Source organism: Chryseobacterium sp. 7 (assembly GCF_003663845.1).
Taxonomy (GTDB): Bacteria; Bacteroidota; Bacteroidia; order Flavobacteriales; family Weeksellaceae; genus Chryseobacterium.
Map to the genome: position 1 here is coordinate 4513459 of NZ_RCCA01000001.1, position 19669 is coordinate 4533127.

Consider the following 19669-nt stretch of genomic DNA (forward strand, 5'->3'; position numbering starts at 1 on the left):
AATTAAGACATTCATAACAAATATTTTATTTTACTATTGATTTAAAAACAAATATTGATAATTTTGATCGAATTACTGCTTAAGATTATCATTATGAGAATAAAATACATCAGCATTTTTTTCCTTGGAGCTACTACCCTAGCCTATGCCCAGCAGGTAAAGGACACTTTGAAAGAATCAAAGATTGACGAAGTAGCCATTACCGGAAGCCGAAACAAAAAAAGAACAGTTGTAAATACACCCGTTCCTATTGATATTATAGACATTAAACAGGTAAGCCAGTCAACTGGGCAGGTGGAGATCAACCAGCTCTTACAGTTTTCTGCACCCTCTTTCAATTCCAATAAACAATCAGGATCTGATGGTGCTGATGCCGTGGATCCGGCCACTTTAAGAGGTCTCGGTCCCGACCAGACTTTACTTTTATTAAATGGAAAAAGATATCACCAGTCCTCACTGATCAACCTTTTTGGAACCAAAGGAAGAGGAAACACCGGATATGATATGAATACGATCCCGATTGGTGCCATAAAAAGAGTGGAAGTACTTCGTGACGGAGCTTCTGCCCAATATGGCTCGGATGCTATCGCCGGGGTAATAAATGTTATTTTGAATGACAGAAATAAAGGTTTTGAAGGAAATTTATTCACAGGTATGAATCTTTTTAAAAGCCCGGGGAACAATGATGTGGTTTCTGACCACAAAATAGATGGTACCACCTTTGATTTCAGTGGAAATTTAGGTACTACAATAGGTTCAAAAGGAGGTTTCGGAAATTTCACTGTAGAATTTATCAACAAAGATTATGCAATTCGAAATGCCAACCCTGATATTTACAATGATCCGGCTCCGGCTCCAAGACAGCGTTTCGGAGATGCTAAAGCGCAAAATATCTACTTTTTCGGAAACATTGAACTTCCCTTGTCAGATGGATTGAAATTCTATTCCCGCCAAGGTTTTTCGCACAGAAATACCAAAGCTTACGCATGGACCAGATCAGCGGATGCAGATGGAAATATTCCAGAAGTTTACCCTACAGGATTTAACCCGATTGAAGATACCAGCATTACAGATTTCACATTTGATAATGGCTTAAAATTCAAGGTTGCTGACTGGGATGTAGATGTTTACAATGCTTTTGGCAACAACAGATTTACTTACCAGATAGATAATACCATTAACGCTACTCTAGGTGTAAAATCTCCTACAAGCTTTAATGCGGGAGGACATTCCCTGCTGCAGAACACAACTGGTTTCAATGCTGTGAAACAGTTCAAAGTACTGGAGGGACTTAACGTTGCTTTCGGATCAGAATTCAGATATGAGAAATTTGACATCATCAAAGGAGAAGAAGCTTCTTACACCATGTATGATGTGAATGGAAATCCTGTAACTCCAAACACACCTCCGAATTTACTTGTTACCAACCCTTTAAGCGGTAATGTAAGACCGGGCGGCTCGCAAGGATTCCCTGGTTATTCCACAGATACCGGAAAGAGCAGAAATAACTTTGCGGCCTATGTAGATACTGAACTTGACATTACTAAAAACTGGATGGTAAGTGTGGCTGGAAGATTTGAAAATTATAATGATTTCGGAAGTACCCTGAATGGTAAGTTTGCGACAAGATATGCTATTACTCCTCAGTTTGCCTTCAGAGGTTCCGTTTCTACAGGATTCAGAGCACCTTCTCTGGCTCAGAAATATTACAGCCAGCAGTTTACCAACTTTCAGGGTGGTCAGTTGGTTACTATTCAGCTAGCTTCTAATGACAGCAAGTTGGCAAACAGTCTTGGAATTCCTCAATTGAAACAGGAAACCTCATTAAACGGAAGTGCCGGATTTACATTTAACACAGGAAAATTCACTGCAACCATAGATGGATATTATATTCGTGTGAAAGACAGAATTGTTCTTACCGGATATTTTGCACAAGCAGATTTGCCGGCAGAGGTTCAGGCAGAAAATCCATTTATTGACCAGGTACAGTTTTTCTCCAATGCTATAGATACCAAAACAAAAGGGGTTGATCTTATTTTAAGCTATAGTGAAAATTTAGGTTCAGGAAAATTGACTGCTACTTTAGCAGGAAATTATAATGATATGCAAATCACAAAAGTGAATACATCAGAACAGCTGGCCGGAAAAGAAGATATTTACCTGAGCGCAAGGGAGAAAGCATTTATCCTTGCTTCTGCACCTAAAACAAAAGTGAATTTAAATATTAACTATAAAATCAATAAGTTTAATGTAAACCTGCAGATGGTAAGATTTGATAAAGTAACCTTAATTGGCTATGACAATGCAGAGCAGGTTTATAATCCAAAAGTAACAACCGATCTTTCTTTTGGTTATGAATTCTGCAAAAACCTGAATCTGACTTTAGGAAGTAAAAACTTATTCAACAGATATCCTACTTTACAGACTACTCAGGTGACCAGTGGAAATACGGAATCCGGAGGTATTTTTGATCCTGTACAAATGGGATTTGCAGGAAGACAGGTTTTCGCCAGACTTAATTTTAAATTTTAAAAGAATAAAAGGAAACTGTATCAAAAATTAATCATTTCACCTTTGTCATTCTGACGAAGGAAGAATCTCATTAATAAGATAAGATTCTTCACTACATTTCATTTCGTTCAGAATAACATTTTGATACAGTTTTTTCCTATTTTTTCGAGATTTTATACAGCTTACCGCTGTCTGTTACCGCATACAGATTCCCATCCATACCGTTCAGTACATCGCGGAAGCGTTCTTTCTGATCTGCAAGAAGACGCTCTTCACCCACAACTTTATTATCTTTCATAACAATTCTGCCAATATGCTCACCACTGAGGCATCCGATAATCAGATTTCCTTTCCACTCATCAATATTTCCGGTATAAAAAGTAATTCCGCTTGGTGAGATCACAGGATCCCAATAGTATACTGGCTGTTCGGTTCCTTCTTTTTGGGTAATTCCTTTTCCTACTTTATCTCCGGAGTATTCAATTCCATAGGTTACATCACCCCATCCGTAATTTTTTCCCGGCTGGATCAGATTGATTTCATCACCACCTCTTGGCCCCATTTCTACATCCCACAGATTACCATTAGGATCTATTGCCATTCCTTGAGGGTTTCGGACACCATAAGCATATATTTCAGGTTTATAGCCAGATTTTCCGATGAAAGGATTTCCGGGAGCAGGCTTACCGTCTTTTGTAATCTTTAAAATTTTTCCGAGATAATTATCTGTTTTCTGGGCATATACTCTGGTTACTTTATCTGATCTTTCTCCAGTGCTGACAAATAAATGCTCATCTTTATCAAATGCCAAACGGCTTCCATAGTGCTTATCACCATAATAAGAAGGTTCTGCACGGAAAATAACTTTTACTTCTGAAATATTTTTAAGATCTGCTGATAGTTTCCCTTTTGCCACGGAGGTTAAGTTTCCTTTTCCAAATGGTTCTGAAAAGCTGAAGTAAATCGTATTATTAGTTTTAAAATCAGGATCAAGGGCTACATCCAGCATTCCTCCCTGTCCTTTTGAATCCACTTTCGGAAAGCCTTCTATTTTAGACACCTGTTTTCCATCTGTTGAAACAACATTCATATGCCCTTTCTTATCTGTGATGAGAAATCTTCCGTCCGGTAAATTGATAATTCCCCAGGGTCTTCCTAAATCTTTATTCAATATTTCCACGTTATAGGCTGTTGCTGTCTTCACCGCCTTGATTCTTGTCTGTCCTTTAAAGGCTGGCTTATAGTCAGAGTTGGGATTTTCCATCTCTACACTACCATCGTTTCCGGTCTTTTGTGCATTGGCATGATTCTCTTTACATGAGGATAAAAAAAGAAAAAGGCTTATTACAGGAATGTAAAATTGATTGATTTTCATAGCATTATGATTAGGTGATTCTATGCTAAGAATGGAAAAATAATGCCATAAAATCTGGTCTGAAAATAATATTCCTTAAAAATAAATAAAAAATTATCCTGAAAAAAGATAAATAATCCTTTCTCAACGCTTACAATGTGTTAAAATTTTATTATCAAAATATTCATCTCCAAAACATTATACGGCCTAATAATTTCTTTCGTATTTTTGTTATATACATTCTTTTCTATGGATTTTAAGCTTCAATCAGAATATAAACCTACCGGAGATCAGCCTCAAGCTATTGAAAAACTTACCGAAGGAATAGAGATCGGTGAGAAATATCAAACGCTTCTCGGGGTTACAGGTTCCGGAAAAACCTTTACCGTTGCGAATGTTGTAAAAAATGTACAACGCCCAACTTTAGTACTGGCCCACAATAAAACTCTTGCTGCACAGCTTTTTATGGAGTTCAAAGAGTTCTTTCCGGAAAATGCCGTAGAATACTTTGTCAGCTACTATGATTACTACCAGCCTGAAGCTTATATTGCTACAACAGGAACTTATATTGAAAAAGATCTGAGCATTAATGAAGAAGTAGAGAAACTACGTCTTTCCGCTACCGCCAGTCTTCTTTCAGGAAGGAGAGATGTTTTAATTGTAGCTTCTGTTTCCTGTATTTATGGTATCGGGAATCCAACGGAATTTCACAAATCATTAATTTCTATAGCCATTGGTGAAAAAGTAACGAGAACGGCACTTCTTCATTCATTAGTTAATGCACTGTATGCCAGAACACTCAACGAGTTCCAGAGAGGTACATTCCGTGTGAAAGGAGATGTGATTGATGTTTTCCCGGCTTACACTGATAATGCGATCAGAATTCAGTTTTTCGGAGATGAAATTGAAAAAATACAAAGTTTTGATCCCGTTACAGGAAATGTAGAAGATAATTTTGATCAGATACAAATTTATCCCGCCAATCTTTTTGTGACATCAAAAGAGACTTTGAATGGTGCCATTAAAGATATTCAGGATGACATGGTAAAACAGGTTGATTTCTTTAGCTCTGTTGGGAAGCCATTAGAAGCAAAACGTCTTCAGGAAAGAACAGAGCTGGATCTTGAAATGATCAAAGAACTGGGCTATTGCTCAGGAATTGAGAACTATTCAAGATATCTGGACGGCCGTCTTCCGGGAACAAGACCTTTCTGTCTGATCGATTATTTCCCTAAAGATTTCTTGATGGTTATTGACGAAAGCCACGTTACCGTTCCACAGGTTCATGCCATGTACGGCGGTGACCGAAGCAGAAAAGAGGCATTGGTGGAATATGGGTTCAGACTTCCGGCTGCGATGGATAACAGACCTCTAAAGTTTGAAGAGTTTGAAGCTATTCAGAATCAGGTTATTTATGTTTCTGCAACGCCTGCAGATTATGAACTGGAAAAAACAGGTGGGGCTTATATTGAACAGATTATCCGACCTACAGGACTTCTTGATCCGATTATTGAGGTGAGACCTTCTTTAAATCAAATTGATGACCTGATGGAAGAAATTCAGAAAAGAGCTGATGCAGATGAAAGAGTTCTTGTGACTACTTTAACCAAGAAAATGGCAGAAGAACTTACGAAATACTTCACAAAATTCGGGATCAGAACAAGATATATTCACTCAGATGTAGAAACGCTGGAACGTATACAGATTATGCAGGATCTTCGTTTAGGGCTTTTTGATGTATTAATTGGGGTTAATTTATTGAGAGAAGGTCTGGATTTACCTGAGGTTTCTTTAGTTGCTATTCTGGATGCTGACAAAGAAGGGATGCTGAGAAGCAGAAGATCTATGATACAAACCGTAGGACGTGCCGCAAGGAATGTGAACGGAAAAGCGATCATGTATGCAGACAAAATCACCAAATCTATGCAGGCTACTTTGGATGAAACCGAATACCGCCGTGCTAAGCAAATGCAATACAATGAGGAGCATGGTCTGAAACCAACCGCTTTGAATAAAAAGATTTCTGAAAATCTTGTGGGAAGAAGCAAAGACTTCCCTGACGAAAAATATACCCAAAAAGAAATCCTTCAGAAAGTGGCTGAAACAAAAGCTACTTATGCCACTGAAGATATCGAGAAAATGATAGAGCAAAAGCAAAAAGAAATGGAAGCTGCTGCTAAAAATCTAGATTTCATTAAAGCTGCTAAGCTAAGAGATGAGATTTTAGCTTTGAAAGCTTAATATGATATAAAAAAGTTTCGGCGGCATCTTCGATGCCGCCGAAACTTTATACTGTGAGATCAGTTTATTTTAATTTTTACAATCCGTTTCTTACCGCTGCCCTGATAGGAGTCAAAAGATCCATCAGTCCATTTAATTTGATTTCATACACTGTTGAAAGCTGCATCCCCAGTTTTCCCTTTGGCATTCCGTTTTTATTGAACCATTCAAGATAGCTGATCGGAAGATCAATCAGAATCGTTCCTTCATATTTCCCGAAGGGCATTTTCATGACACAGATTTCTTTTAATATTTCAGGGTTGAGTCCTTCCACGTTGTATATAATTAAATTAATTTTTCCTTGATATCATCCTGACCGGGCAATTCAAGATCCGGAGGGGTATCTTCATCTGAAAATTCATTCCTGTACACCTGAACCAAAAGTAAGGTCAGAGAGATCAGAATAGGCCCGAAAATAAGCCCCATAAAGCCAAACAGATTCATCCCCATGATAATTCCGAATACGGTATTCAGCGGGTGAATGTTTTCCAGTTTCTTTAAAAGGGTAAAACGAAGAAGATTATCCGTAAGGCCAACAACTACAAGACAGTAAATCGCCAGACCTACACCCTGTCCGGTATTTCCTTCTGCAATCATAAAAATACATACCGGAACATACACAATTGCAGTTCCTACAACCGGAATTACCGAAGCAGCAGCCGTTAATGCAAAAAGCAAAACAGCTCCCGGTGCTCCAAAAATAAGATAACCGATAAGGGCTACAATACCCTGCCCTACAGCAACAACCGGAATCCCAATAGCATTTGCCATGATCAGTTTTCTCATTTTATCGCCAATCAAAGAAATGTTGGATCTCTTCAACGGTGCGGAAGAAGTCAGAATCTTTTCGAAGAGCCTTGGTCTTTCCAGCATAAAATAAAGAATAAAATACATAGACATCACTACTGTAAGCGTATTGAATGTACCACTGACTGCAGATGTAGAAAACTTTCCTACATTGTCTTTCAGTTTTGCCATATTTTCTTTGCTCAGAATATCGAATCCTGTTTTAGAGAAAATATAAGAATGAATTTTGTCCAGGAAAACATTGAACTTAGCCATGTAAGCCTGTGCATTTCCCAGTTTGTCAATAATCAGATCAGCAATAAAATAGATCGGAAGAATAAGCACAATAAGACTTGCAAACATTAATGCAAAAGCGGCCAGTGAAGGTTTCCATTTTTTTTCTTCCTGCAGATAAAAATTATATTTCCTGCAGACTACATAAATGGTAATCGCTCCCAGAACCGAAGGAATAAACAATGCAAGATTAAAACAGATTAATCCTGCCAAGATCAGAATAATGGCCAGCAACGACATCTGTTTGATTGCAACACTGCTTATTTGTTTGTCCTTATTCATTATTTATATTTTTTTATTTACTGTACATAATTTGTCTTGGTTTTCCTAAGAAAGCACAATACGTAGAGTACATTACGATCATAATAAAAGGAGCCGTTAAGATCACTCCTATTCCGCAAAGAATAACCCCTGCTATAGAGATCAGAAATCCTAAAAATCCTGTTAATAAGAAGATTCCATAGTTTTCTTTAGCAACATTGAATGATTTCCCTAAAGCATCTGTAGCCGAAGCATTTTCAAATAACAAAATTGGATATCCTAATAAAAGAAAAGGATACACAAAAATAATAGGAAGAACACACAATGCAAGAGCTATGGAAGAAATAATTCCGGAAAGAAGACTGTAGATCAAAATATTTACAAAATTCTGACGGTAACCAATAAAAAGGTCAGAAAACTCAATTGGAGTTTTCGTGTTGTATTTGTTCACCATGTAAATTAATCCTACATACAATGGAGATAATAGAAGTCCGAAAAGACTGGAAGCTCCCATATACAAAGGAAGTCCCGGAGCGCTCCAATAATTAAAATCGCCTCCTGAAGATTTCATCTCCTCCATCATAGAAGCAGAATCAAATCCTGTAAGCATCTGAATAACAGACCCTCCAATCAGGTAAATAATCATAGCGACGATTCCGTAACCGAAAACGCCCTTGTACATTTCAAAAGCATGAGAAATAATAGACCCCGTATCTCTGTTAGGCACAGAGCCTTGCTGATCAAATTCGTTAAATTCAGACATAGTTTAAATATTTAATGATTTTACCAAATTTAGTTTTTTTTAGCAAAAGAAAACATTAAACATGAATGAAATTTCAACTTTTCTCCGAAAAAACCGTTTTATAAAGGGAGTAAATCATGGCATTCCAAAAAGGGAATGTAAACAATCCTCCTATAAAAAACAGGGCAAAACCTAAATACTTAAATATAAAAGCAACGATCACACATACCGTTATTTCCAGAAAATACATCCTGAGTGCTTTAAAATTAAGGGAAATTGATTCAAAAATCCTTTTATTGGTAAAGAACATCAATGGAGCTACAAACACAGTTATTATCACCCAAACAATTCCAAGAATAATAGTCTGGGCAGCATTGACATAGATGAAAAACCAGAAAATATAATATCCTATGTACTTAAAAAAGTTAAGTCCGTTATATCCTACCAGTAAATCGCCCAGCTCAAGCTTTTCCTTAAGATCAATCTTTCTGTAAATCTGATAAAAACCAATATTAAGAGGATAAAGAAAAATCATAGTCCCCACAATCATCAGAGAAAAATTCTGAAATTCCGGAGTAGAAACCATTTTAGTATACTGCGTGGCATAAGCCTGCATTCCATCTTTAAGGTACTTGCTGGTTTCCATATACTGGCTAAAAATATTATATTTCAGATCTGCGGCAAAAAACACCGTCAGGAAAATTCCAAAATAAAAAATTGAAAACATCAACTGAAAAACGAGTGTTTTATTCCAATAAAAAAATGCCTGCTTCAATATAAAATCTAGTCCCGGTTTCTGAGGATATTTGTTCTGCATCATAAAAAATTTATGCAAAAGTAAACATCAATAAGTATTTTTGCAGAATGTTTTCAGTGAATCATCAAAAATTTATGGAAATGGATGAACTTTCTCTTCAGAAGGTTCCCTATTTTTTCGTCATCGACTTTCTCTCGGAGAACGTTGAAATATACAAAGAAAATGAAATTGAAAAAGAAGGTTTAACTATTGATTTCCAATTATTTTCAAACACAAAAGAAACACAAGCACTAGACAAAAAAGTAGTGTGGAAATCATTTCCTGAAACATTGGAAAGCTTTCAGGTTGGTTTTGACAAAGTTCAGGAAAATATTCATCTAGGAAATTCTTATTTAGTAAATTATACTAGAAAGACAAAAATAGAGACCAATTTAACCTTAGAAGAAATTTTTTATCACTCAAATGCGAAGTATAAATTATTTTATAAAGATTTTTTTGTATTTTTTTCTCCTGAAACTTTTGTAAAAATCATTGACGGAAAAATTTTAACCTATCCTATGAAGGGTACCATTGATGCTTCTATTGAAAATGCAGCAGAAATTCTGAAGAACGACAAAAAAGAAAAGGCAGAGCATTACACCGTAGTAGATCTGCTCCGGAATGATCTGAGCATGGTGGCAGATGATGTAAAAGTGGATCAGTTCCAGCATATTGACTTCATCAAAACCCAGCAGAAGGATCTGTACGCAATGAGTTCTGAGATTTCAGGAATGATAAAACCTGAATTTGGCGGAAAAGTAGGAAGTATTATGCAAAAACTGCTTCCTGCGGGCTCTATTTTAGGAGCTCCCAAACCTAAAACACTGGAAATCATTCTGGATGCGGAGGGATATGACAGAGGATATTACACTGGAGTTTGCGGCTGGTTCGACGGCCAGAATGTAGACAGCTGTGTAATGATACGCTTTATTGAAAAAGAAGGAGATCAACTTTATTTCAAAAGCGGAGGCGGTATAACGCACATGAGTAAATTAGAAGACGAGTATCAGGAAATGAAAAATAAAATCTATGTCCCAATTCATTGAAAGCATTAAAGTAGAAGATCAGGAGATTTTTCTATTGGATCTACATCAGAAACGTGTCAATCAAACATTTTCCCATTTCGGGAAGGAAGACTCTATTGATCTGGCCAAGATCTATAAAAATCTGCAGCATGATGAAGATGGTCTTTTCAAACTGAGAATTGCCTATGACCTTGATAAAAGAATCAGGACGCAGATGATTCCTTATGCAATTCCTGAAATACAGGATTTCAAGCTGGTGGAAAATAACAGTTTTGATTATTCATTCAAGTTCGAAGATCGTAAGGAACTGGATAAAATGAAGATGAAAGCGAAAGCTGAAGAAATTATCATTGTTAAAAACAATCATATCACAGATACCTCTTTCTCCAACCTCTTGTTTTTAAAAGGGAAAGACTGGTTTACACCTTCCACTTATCTGTTGAACGGTGTCCAGAGACAGCACCTTTTAAAGCAAAAAAAGATCAAAGAAACGGAGATCACTTTACAAAACATAAAGCAATTCACCCATTTCCAGATCATTAATGCGTTGAATGATTTTGATGATATGTTTATCTATCCTATCGACAGAATTATCAATCTGCCGGGGAATGAAGAATATCTTGACCTTTAGGCTTATTTCATAAACTCAAAATACGACTTCAGCACGTCTGCGCTATTTTTCCCGTAAGTATTTACTTCCAGGATTTTTGGCTGTGCGTCTGGCTTAAAGAAATTCTCAAGAACTCTGTCCAAAGTAATCTCATCTTCTACTCTGATGTAGGAGAATCCGAAGTGTTTTGCCAGGGATTCTGCATTCTTACGGTGTTTTGTAGCAATAAATTCATCAAGCGTATTCGGGTTGGCATTTCCAGGTCCCGGAATAATTTTAAAGATATTTCCTTCACCGTTATTAAAGATCATAATTCTTACAAACGGCGGAATATATTGATTCCAAAGTCCATTGATATCATAAAAGAAACTTAAATCTCCTGTAATCAACAAAGTAGGATTTTCATTTTTGATGGCAAACCCCATTGCTGTAGATGTAGATCCATCAATACCGCTGGTTCCTCTGTTGCAATACATTTTTCTCTTCCCGAAATCAAAAAGCTGTGCATATCTGATCCCTGAAGAGTTACTGAAATGAATATTATAGTTTTCCGGAATGGTTTGCGAAGCTTTATTGAAGAAATAAAAATCTGAGAATTCAATGGTATTCAAAAACAGCTCGTGTTTAGCATCTTTTTTATCCCTTAAAACATCCCACAGGTTAAAATAAGGTCTAGGCTCCAGATTGATAAATTTCAACAGTTTTGAGAAGAAAACCTCCGGTTTCACTTCTATTTTTTCTGTCAATGAGAAATACGTATCAGGCTGCCACACTTCATCGAGATGCCAGTGCTGCTTCGGGCGGGCACTTCTCAGGAACTGTTTTACTTTTTTGGAAACCACATTCTGCCCTACCGTAATTAACAGGTCAGGAGCATATGTTTTATAATCCTCTTCCGTAAAATTGAAAATATAACGGTCTATATGCTTGAAAAACTTTTCATGATTCAAATTTGAATTCGCTTCACTCAATACTACCACAGAATGGTTTTTTACCAATTGAGTTAACTGGTTTTCAAGTTCCGGACTGTAGTCTCTGGTTCCCACCAACAGCAAAATTCTTTGTGAGGTATGCCATTCCGCAATCAGATTGGATGGAATTTCATATTCTTTATGCTTGATTGTTTTCTCTACGGTTGGGAAAGTAGGAAGCTCTGATACCAATTCATACAATGGTTCCTCCAAAGGAATATTGATATGCACCGGCCCTTGTTTTTCAAAACAAAGTTCAATTGCTTTTTTAATGATATCGAAATTAATATCTTCTGCATTTTCCTTACTGTCTTCCAAAAGCTGAAAATCACCATAGGAATGCTGATGAAAAACATCCTTCTGCCTGATCGTCTGCCCATCGAATATATCTACAAAATCAGTAGGTCGGTCTGCCGTCAGTATCAAAAGCGGAACATTCTGATAAAATGCTTCTGTAACCGCTGGGTAGTAATTCACCACCGCTGATCCGCTGGTACAGGTAACCGCCACCGGCTTTTTCTCACTTTTTGCCATACCCATTGCCACGAAAGCTGCACTTCTTTCGTCTACAATGCTGTAACAGTTGAAACGATCTACCTCTGAAAAATGAATGGCCAAAGGAGCATTTCTTGACCCCGGAGAAATTACGATATCTGCAATTCCGTACTGCTGAAGAAGATGTGCAAGTATTTGGATACTTCTCTTAGAAGAATATTTTTTCATACAGCAAATTTAACTTATAAATAATGATTTTAAAATCATTTAAATTAAAAAAAATGTAATTTTGCTATTCGTAAATTTCTAAAAATGGATAAAATACCTAGTGTAGACCTGCGTGATTTCCTTTCGGACAACCCGGAACGCAAACAGAAATTTGTAAATGAAATCGGAAAAGCTTATGAAGAAATTGGTTTTGTAGCCTTAAAAGGCCATTTTCTTGATGACAACCTGGTAGATGATTTGTATGGAGAGGTAAAAAACTTTTTTGACCAACCAGTGGAAACGAAACAGAAGTATGAGATTCCAGGAATTGGTGGCCAGAGAGGTTATGTAGGATTCGGTAAAGAAACTGCAAAAGGTTTCAAAAAAGGAGACTTAAAAGAATTTTGGCATTTCGGGCAGTATCTGTCTGATGATTCAAAATACAAAACTGAGTATCCGGACAATGTAATCGTTGATGAACTTCCAAAATTCAACGAGGTAGGTAAAGAAGCCTTCCAAATGCTTGAAAAAACAGGACAGTATGTTCTAAGAGCTTTAGCATTACATCTTGGTTTAAATGAATTTTATTTTGATGACAAAATCGCAGAAGGAAATTCTATTCTAAGACCCATTCACTACCCGCCAATTACTGAAGAACCGGATGATGCGGTAAGAGCAGCAGCTCATGGGGATATCAACCTTATCACTCTTTTAATGGGAGCACAAGGGAAAGGTCTTCAGGTTCAGAACCATAACGGAGAGTGGATAGATGCTATTGCAGAACCAGATGAACTGATGATCAACGTTGGAGATATGCTTTCAAGACATACCAACAACAAATTGAAATCTACCATCCACAGAGTAGTGAACCCGCCAAGAGAGATGTGGAGTACTTCAAGATATTCAATTCCTTTCTTTATGCATCCCATCAGTGCAATGTCTTTAAATGCACTTGATAACTGTGTAGATGAAAACAATCCAAAACTATACGAAGACACTACTGCCGGAGAATTCCTGCATGAAAGATTAATCGAATTAGGATTGATTAAAAAATAAAAAAAGAAGGGCTGCCTCAGTGTTGAGACAGCCCTCTTTATTGTAATCTTTGTCTCGTCCTAACATATCGTTACAACTAAAAAAGTAATGTTATGGAACAATTTAATAATCAGTATGTAAAGCGTAGTCAAAAAGATTACAGTTTATCCTTTAAACTAGCCGTAGTGGGTGAAGTAGAAAGTGGTTCGATTGGAAATCGGGCAGCAATGCGCAAATATGGTATCCAGGGACATGGTACTATTACCGAATGGCGTAGAAAATATGGTAACTTTGATCTGGATAACCGTTCACAAAGTAAAGCTATGCAAACCCCGGAACAAAAAATCAGAGAACTTGAAGAGAAGCTAAAACGTTTGGAGCACCAGAATCGATTCTTAGAGAACCGCTTAGTAAAATCTGAAGATAAAGCTTCTATTCTGGATAAGCTGATTGATTTAGCCGAAGAAGAATACCTGATTCAGGTAAGAAAAAACTTCTCTCCCGATCAATCCAATATATCAGCAAAGAAAACAAAAAAGCGATAAGCTATCTTTGCGGATTGGTCGGGATTAGCCGACAGCGCTATTATCGAAGCTTCTGGATTACAGAAAGCAAAAGAGCCAAAGCTGATCAGGTGATTCAGCTTGTCAATAGCTTACGGGTGATGATGCCTCGTCTGGGCACAAGAAAGCTCTATCATATGCTGGAACCCTCGTTACAGTCCTTACATGTAGGCAGAGATAAGCTTTTCCGTATATTGAAAGCTAATGATATGCTTATAAAGCCTAAAAGAAACTACCGGATAACCACTGATTCCCATCATCGATTCAGAAAACATAAAAATCTGATAGAAGACATGCTGCTGGAACACCCTGAACAGGTATGGGTTTCGGATATCACTTATATTGGGGGTAGAGACCGTAATTGTTATCTGTCTTTGGTCACTGATGCTTATTCTAAAAAGATAATGGGATATGATGTTTCTAATAGTCTGGCAGCTCAGGGGGCTCTTAGTGCATTGAATATGGCTATAAAGCAGAGAATGTATAAGGAAAGCTTAATTCATCATTCTGACAGGGGTTTTCAGTATTGTAGTATGGATTATCAGAAAATACTGAAAAAGAAAAACATTAGTCCTTCAATGACCGAGAGTTACGATCCTTATGCAAATGCAATTGCAGAAAGGGTAAATGGGATACTTAAACAAGAGTTTCTATTGGAAGACTATCATGTTAATATACAAACAATGAAGCTATTAGTAGAAGATGCCATCACAATTTATAATACTAAAAGACCACATTGGTCGTGTTATATGAAAACACCTGAACAAATGCACAAACAGAATAGTGTAAAAATAAGAACCTATAAAAACAAATATAGTTGTAAGGATAGCCCTACAACTATATCATAAATATTAGTATTTTTATCTTATTAATCTGTAACGATTATTTAGGACTAGTCACTTTTGATTATAAACATGGACCTAGTGTACATGCCATTATACAGTTGTTGAATCTGTAACAGCCTGTACCCAGATTATTAAGCTCTTCACAAGGATCTACAGGTGAATCTCTAAGATCATAACATTTAGACGCCCCACCAGAAATACTTTTTAATTCATTTCTTTTGATTTTCTTTAAATTTTTCATAGTTATTGTTTTAGGTGTTCCTACTCTATAAGTTTTCGGATCATGTTTAATTAATTATTTATTCTTTAATTAAATCAATACTATACCCAGATATATAAGATCAATTATTGATTACCACTCTTATACTACCCTGTAATGCAGTAAAATTCGGGACATGGAGTAGGTTGTGTAAAAGTACCCCATGGACAAATGCAGGTATAGGTATCACCGCCACCTCCAGGATTTCCTCCACCTCCAGGGCCTCCTCCGTAAGGCACGCATTTTCCACCTGAGCAGATTTCTCCAGCTGAGCAGCCTCCTTCTCCCGGTCCTCCACCTTCAAAACAATAAGCTGGAAAGTCTACTCCTGCAACAATACTCTTTTGATCTTCTCTTGAAAGTTTCTTTTGATTTTTCATAGTTCTTGATTTTTTGGTATTTCCTACTCTATAAGCTTTTCGGATAACGCTTGCTTAAAAATAGGATTTATTTCACTAATAATCAAACATTTAAATTAAATTCAATCATTATACAATCTCTTGAACTACTATTTATAGTATATTTTAATTTTAAATCCATATATATTTTTTAATTAAAAATATTTTAACTAATTTTACTATACCTACAAATTTTTAATTAAAATAATATGAAAAATTTAAAAAAACTACAAAAAGGCCAATTAAAAAACATTTCCGGAGGAGCTAATCTTCCCGAACAAGATTTCTGCATGTATTATTGCAATGGAGTTATTGTATGCGCTACTTGCAGCGATGATTTCAAATGCCCGGACACAAACAGTGATATGTAATCATTACCATCACAATGTCATAAAACAGAACCGTTTCTTTACAGAAGCGGTTTTTTATTTCCTCTGGATTAAAATAAGATAGGTTTTAGCTCTTTGGATATTCTTTCCAACCTTTGTAAAGTTTTATATATAATAAATGATTTATGAGGCTAAAATGATTGTTGTGGGAATAATTCAGGAATCGGTATATATTGATTCGGTATAGAGTTACGGGATTCAGTATTAAGAAATAGAATGTGGCAGATGTAAGGATACACCTTTATTTCCATTGTGTCATTTCGCAGGAATCCAGGCTTAATTATTAGAGGCTTAAAGATTACAATCTCCCGTTTTCAAGCTATTTGATTAGCTCTCTGCTTTTTAATTGTATAGAAAAAGCTTTGTTTAGACTTCCAGGGATTGACTAATGCTGTGGGATAAAACGTGTAATGATGGTAAAGTAAAGGCTGTAAAGACCACTACTCATGTATCTGTTGGAGTTGGGTTGGAATAGTTGTGATATGTATAAAACAAAAAAACCTTTATCGCAATGATAAAGGTTTTTTAAAAATAAAATAAAAACTGGCGGCGGCCTACTCTCCCGCGTTAGCAGTACCATCGGCGCTGGTGGGCTTAACTTCTGTGTTCGGAATGGGAACAGGTGAGCCCCACCGCTAAAACCACCCTAAAGAAGGTATATAAGGTTCAGTTGGAAGATCCTAGGGAAGAGGTAATAGCTGTTTCAACTGCTACCTGATACCTTGTATCTGTCATCTGATACCTGTTTTAATCGATAAAAACTTTCACAAAGACAAAACCTTCAATGCACATAAAGCACTTGGTTTATATTAGTAACCATAGACTATAAATCTACGGGTAATTAGTACTACTTGGCTATGACATTACTGTCTTTACACCTATAGCCTATCAACGTCGTCATCTACAACGACCCTTAAAAGATGTCTCATCTTGAGGCGAGTTTCGCACTTATATGCTTTCAGTGCTTATCTCTTCCAAACGTAGCTACTCAGCGGTGCACCTGGCGGTACAACTGATACACCAGAGGTTTGTTCAATTCGGTCCTCTCGTACTAGAATCAAGCCCTCTCAAACATCTAACGCCCGCAATAGATAGAGACCGAACTGTCTCACGACGTTCTGAACCCAGCTCGCGTGCCACTTTAATGGGCGAACAGCCCAACCCTTGGGACCTTCTCCAGCCCCAGGATGTGACGAGCCGACATCGAGGTGCCGAACCTCCCCGTCGATGTGAGCTCTTGGGGGAGACTAGCCTGTTATCCCCGGAGTACCTTTTATCCTATGAGCGATGGCCCTTCCATACGGAACCACCGGATCACTATGTCCTGCTTTCGCACCTGATCGACTTGTTGGTCTCACAGTCAAGCACCCTTATGCCATTACACTCTACGCACGGTTACCAAGCGTGCTGAGGGTACCTTTGAAAGCCTCCGTTACTCTTTTGGAGGCGACCACCCCAGTCAAACTACCCACCACGCAATGTCCTTCTTAAAGAAGTTAGGCTCCAAGTAAGTAAAGGGTGGTATTTCAACGTTGGCTCCACAAACACTAGCGTGCCTGCTTCAAAGCCTCCCACCTATCCTACACATTACTTACTCAAAGTCAATACGAAGTTATAGTAAAGGTTCACAGGGTCTTTTCGTCCCATTGCGGGTAATCGGCATCTTCACCGATACTACAATTTCACCGAGCTCGTGGCTGAGACAGTGCCCAGATCGTTACACCATTCGTGCAGGTCGGAACTTACCCGACAAGGAATTTCGCTACCTTAGGACCGTTATAGTTACGGCCGCCGTTTACTGGGGCTTCAGTTAATGCCTTCGGTTTAACCCTAAGCACCTTCCTTAACCTTCCAGCACCGGGCAGGTGTCAGACCCTATACAGCATCTTTCGATTTAGCAGAGTCCTGTGTTTTTGATAAACAGTCGCCTGGGCCTCTTCACTGCGGCCACCATTGCTGATGGCGTCTCTTCTTCCGAAGTTACGAGACTATTTTGCCTAGTTCCTTAGCCACGACTCACTCGAGCACCTTAGGATTCTCTCCTCGACCACCTGTGTCGGTTTTGGTACGGGTTGCTTCACTTCGGCTTTTCTTGGATCAGATTACACTGCAGCAGCTTCGCCCGAAGGCTAGGCCTTGACTATTCCGTCAGTCTCCAGCAGCTACATCCAACCGTCCCCTTTATTCGTGAGCAAGTATGGGAATATTAACCCATTGTCCATCCACTACCCCTTTCGGGTTCGCGTTAGGTCCCGACTAACCCTCAGCTGATTAGCATGGCTGAGGAAGCCTTGGTCTTTCGGTGAGCAGGTTTCTCGCCTGCTTTATCGTTACTTATGCCTACATTTTCTTTTCTATCCGCTCCACAATACCTCACAGTACTGCTTCGGCGCAAATAGAATGCTCTCCTACCAGATATATCTAAAATATAAATCCATAGCTTCGGTAATATGTTTATGCCCGATTATTATCCATGCCGGACCGCTCGACTAGTGAGCTGTTACGCACTCTTTAAATGAATGGCTGCTTCCAAGCCAACATCCTAGCTGTCAATGCAGTCCAACCGCGTTGCTTCAACTTAACATATATTTTGGGACCTTAGCTGTTGGTCTGGGTTCTTTCCCTCTCGGACATGGACCTTAGCACCCATGCCCTCACTGCCGACGAACATTTATTAGCATTCGGAGTTTGTCAGGAATTGGTAGGTGGTGAAACCCCCGCATCCATCAGTAGCTCTACCTCTAATAAACTTAACATCGACGCTGCACCTAAATGCATTTCGGAGAGTACGAGCTATCTCCCAGTTTGATTGGCCTTTCACCCCTACCCACAGGTCATCCGAAGACTTTTCAACGTCAACCGTTCGGTCCTCCACTCTGTGTTACCAGAGCTTCAACCTGCCCATGGGTAGATCACAAGGTTCGCGTCTAATCCTACTAACTATGCGCCCTATTCAGACTCGCTTTCGCTCCGGCTCCGGTACTTAATACCTTAACCTCGCTAGTAAAATTAACTCGTAGGCTCATTATGCAAAAGGCACGCCGTCACAGCTTAATGCTGCTCCGACCGCTTGTAGGCGTACGGTTTCAGGTTCTATTTCACCCTTCTATTCGAAGTGCTTTTCACCTTTCCTTCACAGTACTTGTTCACTATCGGTCTTTCAGGAGTATTTAGCCTTGGAGATGGTCCCCCATATTCAGACAGGATTTCACGTGTCCCGCCCTACTCATTTATCACTCAAATATGCCTTTCATATACGGGGCTATCACCCTCTATGGCTGTTCTTTCCAGAACATTCTATTAAACATATATTAGCTTTTGGGCTAATCCGCTTTCGCTCGCCACTACTTACGGAATCTCTTCGATTTCTTTTCCTCCGGGTACTTAGATGTTTCAGTTCTCCGGGTTTGCTCCTCCTAAGAGGTAATACATCTTCAATGTATTGGGTTGCCCCATTCGGACATCTGCGGATCAATTCGTGTGTGCCAATCCCCGCAGCTTTTCGCAGCTTACCACGTCCTTCTTCGCCTCTGAAAGCCTAGGCATCCGCCATACGCCCTTAACGATTTCTTTCCTATTGGTTACTCAAGCGCTTTATGCGCTCGGTTTTCTCTTTGTGATGTCTTTACCGTTAATGTCAATGATCTTTAATTCTTCTTTTCCGACTGATGAACAGATGTTGTTTTTGGCTCATCCGTAACTTTTAAATCAATCTTCCAAAACTGTGGAGAATAAGGGAGTCGAACCCTTGACCTCCTGCGTGCAAGGCAGGCGCTCTAGCCAGCTGAGCTAATTCCCGCTAGTAGACTAAGAGATTCAAGATGCTAGATTCAAGACTTTTTACTTGG

The 19669-nt window shown here is 38.3% G+C and carries 16 protein-coding genes, 1 tRNA gene and 2 rRNA genes; 8 read left to right on the forward strand and 11 right to left on the reverse strand.

Going from position 1 to position 19669, the window contains the following annotated elements; all coding sequences use genetic code 11:
• Positions 1-63: 63 nt before the first annotated feature.
• On the forward strand, positions 64-2532 hold the full coding sequence (locus CLU97_RS20665) for a TonB-dependent receptor plug domain-containing protein (protein ID WP_228437829.1): 2469 nt from the start codon (positions 64-66) through the stop codon (positions 2530-2532).
• A gap of 136 nt (positions 2533-2668) precedes the next feature.
• On the opposite strand, the gene CLU97_RS20670 is transcribed toward CLU97_RS20665, so the two are convergent.
• Entirely contained in the window at positions 2669-3886 is a 1218-nt protein-coding gene (locus CLU97_RS20670; protein WP_121489597.1) for a PQQ-dependent sugar dehydrogenase, read from the reverse strand.
• Between the two features lie 228 nt (positions 3887-4114).
• Here CLU97_RS20670 and uvrB point away from each other — a divergent pair, with 228 nt between their 5' ends.
• Positions 4115-6106, forward strand: a complete 1992-nt coding sequence (gene uvrB, locus CLU97_RS20675; protein WP_121489598.1) for an excinuclease ABC subunit UvrB — start codon at positions 4115-4117, stop codon at positions 6104-6106.
• A 76-nt stretch (positions 6107-6182) separates the two neighbouring features.
• Here the strand turns inward: uvrB and CLU97_RS20680 are convergent, their stop codons facing one another.
• The 4 genes from CLU97_RS20680 to CLU97_RS20695 all read right to left on the reverse strand — a co-directional run bounded on the left by CLU97_RS20680 (position 6183) and on the right by CLU97_RS20695 (position 9048).
• Positions 6183-6419, reverse strand: a complete 237-nt coding sequence (locus CLU97_RS20680; RefSeq protein WP_121489599.1) for a DUF3820 family protein — start codon at positions 6417-6419, stop codon at positions 6183-6185.
• An 11-nt stretch (positions 6420-6430) separates the two neighbouring features.
• On the reverse strand, positions 6431-7507 hold the full coding sequence (locus CLU97_RS20685; RefSeq protein ID WP_121489600.1) for an AI-2E family transporter: 1077 nt from the start codon (positions 7505-7507) through the stop codon (positions 6431-6433).
• Between the two features lie 13 nt (positions 7508-7520).
• Complete coding sequence (locus CLU97_RS20690) at positions 7521-8249, reverse strand: beta-carotene 15,15'-monooxygenase (RefSeq protein WP_121489601.1); 729 nt, start codon at positions 8247-8249, stop codon at positions 7521-7523.
• 73 nt (positions 8250-8322) lie between these two features.
• Entirely contained in the window at positions 8323-9048 is a 726-nt protein-coding gene (locus CLU97_RS20695; protein ID WP_228437831.1) for a hypothetical protein, read from the reverse strand.
• Between the two features lie 44 nt (positions 9049-9092).
• Here CLU97_RS20695 and CLU97_RS20700 point away from each other — a divergent pair, with 44 nt between their 5' ends.
• Together CLU97_RS20700 and CLU97_RS20705 are read left to right on the forward strand one after the other, a co-directional pair.
• Positions 9093-10070: an aminodeoxychorismate synthase component I gene (locus CLU97_RS20700; RefSeq protein WP_121489603.1), complete on the forward strand. Its 978-nt coding sequence runs from the start codon at positions 9093-9095 to the stop codon at positions 10068-10070.
• On the forward strand, positions 10054-10680 hold the full coding sequence (locus tag CLU97_RS20705) for an aminotransferase class IV (RefSeq protein ID WP_121489604.1): 627 nt from the start codon (positions 10054-10056) through the stop codon (positions 10678-10680). The genes CLU97_RS20700 and CLU97_RS20705 overlap by 17 nt, the downstream gene beginning before the upstream one ends.
• Before the next feature lie 2 nt (positions 10681-10682).
• Here the strand turns inward: CLU97_RS20705 and menD are convergent, their stop codons facing one another.
• On the reverse strand, positions 10683-12353 hold the full coding sequence (gene menD, locus CLU97_RS20710; protein WP_121489605.1) for a 2-succinyl-5-enolpyruvyl-6-hydroxy-3-cyclohexene-1-carboxylic-acid synthase: 1671 nt from the start codon (positions 12351-12353) through the stop codon (positions 10683-10685).
• Between the two features lie 84 nt (positions 12354-12437).
• Here menD and CLU97_RS20715 point away from each other — a divergent pair, with 84 nt between their 5' ends.
• From CLU97_RS20715 to CLU97_RS20720, 3 genes are all read left to right on the forward strand, one after another.
• Complete coding sequence (locus CLU97_RS20715; protein ID WP_121489606.1) at positions 12438-13388, forward strand: isopenicillin N synthase family dioxygenase; 951 nt, start codon at positions 12438-12440, stop codon at positions 13386-13388.
• Positions 13389-13480: 92 nt separating this feature from the next.
• A complete protein-coding gene (locus CLU97_RS24120; RefSeq protein ID WP_228437552.1) occupies positions 13481-13912 on the forward strand; it encodes a hypothetical protein in 432 nt (143 codons plus the stop codon).
• A gap of 14 nt (positions 13913-13926) precedes the next feature.
• Positions 13927-14778, forward strand: coding sequence for an IS3 family transposase (locus tag CLU97_RS20720; RefSeq protein WP_262690511.1), 852 nt, complete (start codon positions 13927-13929; stop codon positions 14776-14778).
• A gap of 58 nt (positions 14779-14836) precedes the next feature.
• Here the strand turns inward: CLU97_RS20720 and CLU97_RS24430 are convergent, their stop codons facing one another.
• Both CLU97_RS24430 and CLU97_RS20725 read right to left on the reverse strand, forming a co-directional pair.
• Complete coding sequence (locus tag CLU97_RS24430; protein ID WP_410493416.1) at positions 14837-15016, reverse strand: bacteriocin-like protein; 180 nt, start codon at positions 15014-15016, stop codon at positions 14837-14839.
• Positions 15017-15141: 125 nt separating this feature from the next.
• Complete coding sequence (locus CLU97_RS20725) at positions 15142-15414, reverse strand: bacteriocin-like protein (RefSeq protein ID WP_121489607.1); 273 nt, start codon at positions 15412-15414, stop codon at positions 15142-15144.
• Positions 15415-15641: 227 nt separating this feature from the next.
• Between CLU97_RS20725 and CLU97_RS24435 the strand changes: the two genes are divergently transcribed.
• On the forward strand, positions 15642-15803 hold the full coding sequence (locus tag CLU97_RS24435) for a bacteriocin-like protein (protein ID WP_165790557.1): 162 nt from the start codon (positions 15642-15644) through the stop codon (positions 15801-15803).
• Between the two features lie 559 nt (positions 15804-16362).
• Here the strand turns inward: CLU97_RS24435 and rrf are convergent.
• From rrf to CLU97_RS20740, 3 genes are all read right to left on the reverse strand, one after another.
• A 5S ribosomal RNA gene (rrf, locus tag CLU97_RS20730) occupies positions 16363-16470 on the reverse strand.
• 172 nt (positions 16471-16642) lie between these two features.
• Positions 16643-19394, reverse strand: a 23S ribosomal RNA gene (locus CLU97_RS20735).
• A gap of 152 nt (positions 19395-19546) precedes the next feature.
• Positions 19547-19619, reverse strand: a tRNA-Ala gene (locus tag CLU97_RS20740).
• Positions 19620-19669 lie beyond the last annotated feature (50 nt).